Source organism: Allocoprococcus comes (assembly GCF_013300725.1).
Classification (GTDB): domain Bacteria; phylum Bacillota; class Clostridia; order Lachnospirales; family Lachnospiraceae; genus Allocoprococcus; species Allocoprococcus comes_A.
Genome location: NZ_JAAIMM010000010.1, coordinates 99,379 through 107,182, shown reverse-complemented (window position 1 = coordinate 107,182; position 7,804 = coordinate 99,379). Strand labels below are relative to the sequence as shown.

Here is a 7,804-nt window from a genome sequence, read left to right as displayed (position 1 = left end):
CTGACGATACAAAAATTTATTATTTTTTATTGTCCTCTTGACAGGTAGCACACCAATGACGGGCTGTCTCTTTTTTTATGAAAATATATACCGCAGTTTTGAAAATGTGGTATGATTTGGGTAGATTTTGTAAAACAGGGGTTTATCTGCAAGTGGCAGAGAATTGGTCCTGCAGCAGACAAAGAAGATCCAGGTAAATCTGGAGACTGGATTTGATGCCCGTGGAAATAAAGGATGAAATGGCGGTTAATGTAATATGGAAAAAAAGGATTATGGAGATAAAAAGACGGAGTTGCTGGTGAAAGTCGCAAGAATGTATTACGAGGACAGCATGAGCCAGGAGGAGATCGCGAGCGAAATTGCCTGTTCCAGACCGTATGTATCCAGACTTCTGACGGATGCAAAAGAGATGGGAATCGTCCAGTTCAAGGTTGTGCCTCCAAAGGGGTATGAACTGGAGATGGAGAGAAGACTCCGGGAAAAGGGTAGCCTTGAGAAGGTTATCATTGTGCCGAAAAAAAGTAATCTTCCAAAGCTGACAGCGGTGGCAAAGGCGGCGGCAGAATATCTGGAATCGGTTGTGGAAAATGGAGATATAATTGGATATTCGTGGGGGAATACGGTATATTCTGTGTCGAATTTCCTGAGCCAGAAAGAAGATCTATCAGATGTGACAGTTGTGCAGTTGTGTGGTGGAGTCAGCAATTTACAGAATAATATCTATTCAACAGAAATTGCGAAAAATTTTGCAAAGGCGTGGGATGCGAAGCCGTATGCAATGATGTGTCCGGCTCTGGTAGACAGAAAAGAGATAAAGGACGTTTTCGTCAGTGATTCCAATGTAAAGAAGGTGCTGGAATATGGAGATGAAGCCAATACACTCCTGATCACCATGGGAGCCTATGGCGTGCAGAATGCAGTATGCCGGGCAGGATATCTGAAAGAAGAAGAGATGCAGGAGCTGATCGTGAAAGGCGCAGTCGGGGACATTTGCGATCATTTGATCAATGACCAGGGAGAACTTTGCGATGAAGCGTTGGATGAACGGACGGTTTCGGTTCCACTGGCAGAGCTGAAAAAGAAGAAACGGAGGATTGGAGTTGCTTCAGGACAGAGTAAAGTAGAATGTATTTGTGGGGCGATCAGAGGGAAGATTATCAACGTTCTGATCACAGACGAAGATACGGCAGGAAAAGTCATTGAAAGATTAGAATAGCCATTGACAGGGTGGAATCCATGTGCTAATATCAAGGCATGAACAAAAGTTACTGAGCGATTAACAAATGTAACCATAAGAAAAGGAGATATGATCATGGATAAAAAAGAAATCGCAAAATATTTAGATGACACTCTTTTAAAGGCAGATGCAACACCGGAACAGATTGTAAAGATCTGCGAAGAAGCTAAGACATATGGATGCGCATCTGTTTGTGTAAACTCAGGATATGTACCGCTTGTTTCAAAGGAACTTGCAGGATCAGAAGTAAAGACATGCTGCGTAATCGGATTCCCTCTTGGAGCATGCACATCAGAAGCAAAGGCAGCAGAGACAACAGACAGTATTGAAAAAGGCGCAAACGAAGTTGATATGGTAATCAACGTAGGACGTGCAAAAGCAGGTGAATGGGATTATGTAAAGAGTGATATCCAAGCAGTTGTGAAAGCAGCAGCAGGAAAAGCTCTTGTAAAAGTAATTATCGAGACATGTCTCCTTACCGATGAAGAAAAAGTAAAAGCATGCCAGGCTGCAAAAGAAGCCGGAGCAGATTTTGTTAAGACATCTACAGGATTCTCAACAGGTGGAGCAAAAGTAGAAGATATCCGTCTTATGAGAGAAACTGTTGGACCGGATATGGGTGTTAAAGCTTCCGGTGGAGTACGTGATTTTGAAAAAGCTCAGGCTATGATCGAAGCTGGTGCTACAAGAATCGGTACAAGCAGCGCGGCAGGAATCGTAGAATAGACAGATAAATAAGTGACAATAATAAAAATGAGCCATTTTTAGAAGTGAATTTTATAAATGGCTCTTTTTTTACGTCACAATAAGGAGAGAATCCAGTTTTGCCAGTGGTTTTGTGTTTAACAGGAGAAGTTGATCGGGTTTTTACACTTGCTTGAAATTAGATTTTAGATAAAATCTATGAAATAAATCGAAAAAGTTTCTTGAAAATATTTGACAAAATATGCCTGAAATGCTATGGTATACGCGAAGAAACCGGTTACAAAGCTAAAGTGCCAATATGAGGAGAAAATGGGGAAAATGAACATATACGATATTGCAAAAAAAGCAAATGTTTCACCGGCAACCGTATCGCGTGTGCTGAATGGAAACCAGAGTGTGAGAGAAAAAACGAGAAAAAAGGTACAGCAGATCATAGATGAGAGCAACTATGTGCCAAATTCACTGGCACGGAGCCTGAGTGTGGGCGATATCCGAAATATTGCATTTCTGGCACCGGATATTGAGAACTCATTCTTCAGCAAGATTTTGCATGGACTTTCTGATACGGCAAGCCAGTATGATTATAACGTATTCATGTACGGAACCAATGATGATCTGGAGGTAGAACACCGGATGCTGGAAGGGATCCGTAAGGAGATGGTGAAAGGAGTTGTGCTGATTCCTGTCACGGATAATGATGAAAAAACAATAGAGCTGCTGAAAGGGCTGGAAAAGAATCAGATTCCGGTTGTACTGCTCGACCGTGATATCCGCGGAGAGAATTTTGACGGCGTCTATTCGGATGACTGCCAGGGAGCGAAAGAAGCGGTCGACTGCCTGATTGAAGAGGGGCATAAAAAGATCGCAATTGTCACAGGTGATGAGAATACAAGACCTGGAAGAGAGCGGTTGAAAGGATACAGAAAAGCCTTGAAAGAGGCGGGGATTGAGGAAAAACCTGATTATATCGTGAACGGACATTTCAAAGAAAATATGTCCTATAAAGTCTGTCAGAAGCTGATGGAGCTTCCGGATCCGCCGACGGCAATCTTTTCATCAAACAACCTGACAACACTTGGATGTCTGAAATATATGAAGGAGCACAAGATCCGTATCGGAAAAGATATTTCTCTGGTAGGATTTGATGAGATCCATGAGCTGACGTATACAGAGCTGGAACTGACAGTGGTTGACCGTCCAATCTATGAGATGGGCTGTGCAGCGCTGGAATTATTCGAGATGAGTGTCCGGTCGATGGAAGAAGGCAGGAATAAGGTTCTGAAGCATACAAGTCTTGTAGAAACAAAATTGATCCGCAGAGGATCTGAGAAGCTGAAAAAATAACAGAAGAACAGAGACATGAAACAGGGTATTGGTTTTCCGGTACTCTGTTTTTTTGCTTTTTTGAATGAAAATAAACTGGACGAAAGATATCCGTCTTGTTTCTGAGTTCTCAGAGAGGAATACTTTTTGATAAATAATCATCAACTTGCAATCGGTTTCTTGAATAAATGAATAAAAATATTGGCAAAAATGCACTAAAAATAGTTAATAAAACTAGATAAATAAACAAAAACGTGCATATAAACAGGAAAAACGTTGACAGTACAAGGTGAATGGGTTTAGAATGAGAACAAATAAAAGAAACCGCTTTCAAAACGAGAAAGCAAAAAATAGACTGAGAAAAGAAAGAGGAAAAATAAAATGAAAAAGGTTGCAGTATTCGGAAGCTTCGTAGTAGATCTGATGGCAAGATCACCACACCTTCCGGTTCCGGGAGAAACAGTAAAAGGTTCTATGTTCAAGATGGGGCCTGGTGGAAAAGGATTTAACCAGTGTGTTGCAGCACACAAAGCAGGAGCAGACGTTGTGATGATGACAAAGGTTGGAACTGATACATTTGCAAATGTAATGCTCGATACCATGACAGAGCTGAATATGCCAAAGGATAACATTTTCATCACCAAAGAAACCGAAACAGGAATCGCACTGATACTGGTAGATGAAAATTCAAGCCAGAATGAGATCATCATCGTACCTGGTGCATGCAACACCATTACTGCTGAAGAAGTAGCAAGCGTTGAAAATGTAATCAAAGAATGTGAATACGTTCTGTTACAGCTTGAAGTTAATCAGGATGCTAACGAGAAGATCGTAGACATGGCAAATAAATATGGATGCAAGGTCATCATGAACACAGCACCATATGCACCGATGACAGACGAATTCCTTTCTGAATGCTATATGGTAACACCGAATGAGGTAGAAGCAGAAGAAATCACAGGCGTTGAAGTGAAAGACCTTGATTCTGCAAAACAGGCAGCTGCTTACTTCAGAGAAAAAGGTGTCACAGATGTAGTTATCACCCTTGGATCAAGAGGAGTGTTCGTATCATCAAAAGGCAAAGAAATCATCGTACCGGCATACAAAGTAGATGCAATCGATACAACCGGTGCAGGAGATGCATTTAACGGAGGACTTCTTGCAGCACTTTCCGAAGGAAAAGAACTCTGGGAAGCAGTAAGATTTGCAAATGGACTTGCAGCACTCTCCGTACAGAGACTTGGAACAACACCGGCTATGCCGACAAGAGAAGAGATTGATAAATTCCTTGCAGAACACGAATAAGAAGGAATTTATAAATAGAAGGAGGAAGAAAGATGTTAAAAGGAATACCAGAAATTATTGGATCAGATTTATTGAAAGCACTGGCAGACATGGGACACGGTGACATTCTTGTTATCGCAGATCATTTTTATCCGCCGTATTCAAAATCACCAAATGCAGTAAGCATTCAGGCAAAAGGCAACACAGCACCGGAAATGATCGATGCAATCTTAAAACTTATGCCGTTGGATACAGAATACTGCGCAACGCCATTAGAGTACATGGTTCCGGATGCTGATTCAGGAGTTGAGATGGAACAGTGCGATACATGGGATGAAGCGATCGAAGCAGCAAAGAGAAATGGTTATGAGAACTGTGCAGGACCAATCGAACGTACAAAATTCTATGAAAAAGCAGGAAAAGCTGTTCTTACAGTTTGTACAAGCGAGACAAGACCATATGGATGCTTTATGTTACAAAAAGGGGTTATGTAAATAAAGCACGTGAGAACGAAACGTTTTAAAGTGTAACTTATATAAGAAACATTAAGGAGGAAAAAAGTTATGAAAATGAAAAAGGTAGTATCAATGTTACTGGTCGGCGCAATGACACTTTCATTAGCAGCTTGCTCAGGCGGAAAATCATCAGGATCTTCTGATGACAAATCATCAAGCAATGGGGGATCAGATAAGAAATCTTATCACGTAATTTATTTAACACCTTCTACAGCATCCCAGTTCTGGACATATGTTGGAATCGGTATTGAGAACGCTATGAAAGATATCGAAGAGAGCGAAGGAATCACAGTTGATTACGAAGTTGTCGGACCAGCTGAAGAAAGCCAGACAGAAGACTATGTAACAACATTTGAACAGTGTATCGGAAAACAGCCAGATGCAATCGTTACAGCTACACTTGCAATTGATGCAACTGTACCGAAGGCTCAGGAAGCTACAAATGCAGGAATCGTTCTGAACTTCGTAAACTGCGGTATCGGAACTGGCGATGACGGTGCAAATGAAGATTACTACAATGAATTCTACTACTGCTCAAATGATACAATCGGTGAAATGGCAGCAGAAGCATTCAAGGACGCTATGGATGCCAAAGGTGTTACAAGCGGTGTCCTTGGTATGAACACAAACGTTGAAAATGAAGCTCTTAACCACAGAATCGATGGATTTAGAAAGAAAATCGCAGAAATCGCACCAGATCTTGAACTGACAGATACATATTACAATGGTAACGATGTTGAAACAGCTCAGAAGAATGCAGAAAACATTATTTCTACATACGGCGACAAGCTGATCGGTATGTATTCAGGAAACAACATCACAGGTGATGGTGTGTGCAACGCAGTTGCAGATTCTAATGTAGGCGACAAATTCATCAACGTAGCAGTTGACTCAGATGATATCGAAATCCAGGCTCTGAAAAATGGTGTCTTAGATGCAATCATCGTTCAGGATGCATACGCTCAGGGATACAAATGTATGGAAAATGCACTTCGTACACTGATCGATGGAAAGAACCCTGAATCTAAGAAACAGGTTAACTGCCCACCAGTTGTTATCACAAAAGACAACATGGACGACAGCGATATGCAGGATCTGCTTGATCCTACAAGACTTCAGAAATAGTCTTTAGAGAACAGTAGTTACACTTTAATAATAAGAATAAAGGATTGATGTAAGGGGCGGTTTACATCGCCCCTTACTTATAGAAGAGGTATGGGTTATGCAGGACACGATTTTAAAAATTCAAAATATCAGTAAATTCTATCCTGGTGTAACAGCACTTAATAACGTAAGTTTCGAGATCAAAGCCGGTGAAGCGAGAGCACTCTGCGGTGAAAACGGTGCCGGAAAGTCTACGTTGATAAAATGCATCATGGGTGTTGAAAGACCGGACGAAGGAAAAGTTTTAATGAATTACAATGGCGACTGGATTGAAAATACCAGCGCACTTGAAGCGCAGAGTCATGGAGTATATGCGAACTATCAGCATGTAAACATTGCGCCGGACCTCAGCATTGCTGAGAACTATTTCCTTGGCAGACAGCCAAGAACAAAATTAGGCATGGTTGACTGGAAAAAGATGTATGATGACAGTCAGAAAATTATCGATAAATTTGGGATGAATGTTGATCCTCGCCAGAAAATTTCGAGTCTGCCGATTGCTATGCAGGCAATGGTAACAATCAGTAAAATTTCTGTAAGCGATGATTTGAGAATAGTAATCTTCGATGAGCCGACAGCTCTTCTGGAGAACGAAAAGGTTGAAACGCTGTATAAGTTCATTGATGAACTGAAATCTAAAGGTGTAAGTATTATTTATATTTCACATCGTCTGGAAGAAGTCCTGGATATCTGCGACAGTGTTACAATCCTGAAAGATGGAACTTATATTGAAACAAAACCGATCGAGGAAGTTACAAAAGACTCCCTGATCAAGATGATGGTAGGACGTGAACTTTCTGATATTTACAATATCAAACGTCAGAAACCGGGAAAAGAAATCCTCAGAGTTGAGAATTTTTCAGACAGTAAGCATTTCAGAAATATCAATTTTAATCTGCATGCAGGCGAAATTATTGGTTTTGCAGGACTTGTAGGTGCAGGACGAAGCGAGATCATGAGAGCCCTCTGTGGTGTAGAAAAGAGATTAAGCGGAGATGTCTATGTAAAAGGTAAAAAAGTTGAGATCAAGGATCCGGCAGGAGCGTTAAAAAATGGTATTGGATTCCTGACAGAGGACAGACGTGCAGACGGACTTGCCCTTGCCCTTCCAATCAAGACTAATATCAATATGAACTCTTATGAAATGATCAGCAAAGGCGGAATCATTTCTCTGAAGAAAGAAACAGAAAGAGCGGAAAAATATTCAAAAGATGTCCGCGTAAAAACACCGAGTGTTATGCAGCTTTCAGGTAACCTGTCAGGTGGTAACCAGCAGAAAGTCGTTATCGCAAAACTGCTTTGCAGAAATCCAGATATTCTGATTTTTGATGAGCCGACAGTTGGTGTCGATGTAGGAGCAAAGGAAGAGATCTACAAGATTATGGAAGAGCTCACTGCACAGGGCAAAGGTATCATTTTAATTTCTTCTTATCTGCCTGAAGTTATGGGATTATCAGATCGTCTGTTCGTAATGGCACAGGGAAGAATTACAGGAGAATTCAATTACGATGAAATAAAAGTACTGAAGGAAGAAGATGTCTTGAAGAAAGCATCTGTTGAGGGCTAAGGAGGATTA

Annotated in this window: 7 protein-coding genes; all 7 read left to right on the top strand. The window is 41.0% G+C overall.

Features of this window, described 5'->3' with window-relative positions:
* Positions 1 to 256 precede the first annotated feature (256 nt).
* The 7 genes from G4407_RS07435 (at position 257) to G4407_RS07405 (ending at position 7,795) form a co-directional block, all read left to right on the top strand.
* A complete protein-coding gene (locus G4407_RS07435; RefSeq protein WP_173688336.1) occupies positions 257 to 1,216 on the top strand; it encodes a sugar-binding transcriptional regulator in 960 nt (319 codons plus the stop codon).
* Between the two features lie 96 nt (positions 1,217 to 1,312).
* Positions 1,313 to 1,963: a deoxyribose-phosphate aldolase gene (gene deoC, locus G4407_RS07430; RefSeq protein ID WP_173688335.1), complete on the top strand. Its 651-nt coding sequence runs from the start codon at positions 1,313 to 1,315 to the stop codon at positions 1,961 to 1,963.
* Positions 1,964 to 2,260: 297 nt separating this feature from the next.
* The gene (locus tag G4407_RS07425) at positions 2,261 to 3,286 is read left to right on the top strand and encodes a LacI family DNA-binding transcriptional regulator (protein ID WP_173688334.1); all 1,026 of its coding nucleotides are present in this window, start codon (positions 2,261 to 2,263) and stop codon (positions 3,284 to 3,286) included.
* A 360-nt stretch (positions 3,287 to 3,646) separates the two neighbouring features.
* The gene (rbsK, locus tag G4407_RS07420; RefSeq protein WP_173688333.1) at positions 3,647 to 4,570 is read left to right on the top strand and encodes a ribokinase; all 924 of its coding nucleotides are present in this window, start codon (positions 3,647 to 3,649) and stop codon (positions 4,568 to 4,570) included.
* 32 nt (positions 4,571 to 4,602) lie between these two features.
* A complete protein-coding gene (locus tag G4407_RS07415) occupies positions 4,603 to 5,043 on the top strand; it encodes an RbsD/FucU family protein (protein WP_173688332.1) in 441 nt (146 codons plus the stop codon).
* 69 nt (positions 5,044 to 5,112) lie between these two features.
* Positions 5,113 to 6,189, top strand: coding sequence for a substrate-binding domain-containing protein (locus G4407_RS07410; protein WP_173688331.1), 1,077 nt, complete (start codon positions 5,113 to 5,115; stop codon positions 6,187 to 6,189).
* Positions 6,190 to 6,286: 97 nt separating this feature from the next.
* Entirely contained in the window at positions 6,287 to 7,795 is a 1,509-nt protein-coding gene (locus tag G4407_RS07405) for a sugar ABC transporter ATP-binding protein (RefSeq protein WP_117557295.1), read from the top strand.
* Positions 7,796 to 7,804 lie beyond the last annotated feature (9 nt).

Coding starts and splice junctions, on each gene's coding strand:
- G4407_RS07425 (WP_173688334.1), top strand. CDS start 2,261: ATGAACATATACGATATTGCAAAAAAAGCAAATGTTTCACCGGCAACC.
- G4407_RS07405 (WP_117557295.1), top strand. CDS start 6,287: ATGCAGGACACGATTTTAAAAATTCAAAATATCAGTAAATTCTATCCT.
- rbsK (WP_173688333.1), top strand. CDS start 3,647: ATGAAAAAGGTTGCAGTATTCGGAAGCTTCGTAGTAGATCTGATGGCA.
- G4407_RS07415 (WP_173688332.1), top strand. CDS start 4,603: ATGTTAAAAGGAATACCAGAAATTATTGGATCAGATTTATTGAAAGCA.
- deoC (WP_173688335.1), top strand. CDS start 1,313: ATGGATAAAAAAGAAATCGCAAAATATTTAGATGACACTCTTTTAAAG.
- G4407_RS07435 (WP_173688336.1), top strand. CDS start 257: ATGGAAAAAAAGGATTATGGAGATAAAAAGACGGAGTTGCTGGTGAAA.
- G4407_RS07410 (WP_173688331.1), top strand. CDS start 5,113: ATGAAAATGAAAAAGGTAGTATCAATGTTACTGGTCGGCGCAATGACA.